Origin of the sequence: Psychrobacter sp. TB20-MNA-CIBAN-0197 (assembly GCF_040309765.1) — a bacterium.
Lineage (GTDB): Bacteria > Pseudomonadota > Gammaproteobacteria > Pseudomonadales > Moraxellaceae > Psychrobacter > Psychrobacter submarinus.
On record NZ_JBEOPC010000317.1, the window covers coordinates 1 to 302 of the forward strand.

Sequence of the window (302 nt, forward strand, 5' to 3'; positions counted from 1 at the left end):
TACCCGAATTTCTTGACGACCATAGAGCGTTGGAACCACCTGATCCCATCCCGAACTCAGCAGTGAAACGATGCATCGCCGATGGTAGTGTGGGGTTTCCCCATGTGAGAGTAGGTCATCGTCAAGATTAAATTCCGAAACCCCAATTGCGAAAGCGGTTGGGGTTTTGTTTTGCCTGCGAGAAAGTTTTCAGCGCTATGGCGAACAAAATTGCACAGTTATTTTCGAAGCAGAACACTAGAATAGCCCCATCTTTATCGGAGTCAGAGCCTGTATGTCAGAATCGGTTGACGCCCCCGGGC

Annotated in this window: 1 rRNA gene; it reads left to right on the forward strand. The window is 49.3% G+C overall.

Annotation, left to right across the window (positions count from 1 at the left end):
- Window positions 1-11 precede the first annotated feature (11 nt).
- Window positions 12-127, forward strand: a 5S ribosomal RNA gene (rrf, locus tag AAEY83_RS13825).
- Window positions 128-302 lie beyond the last annotated feature (175 nt).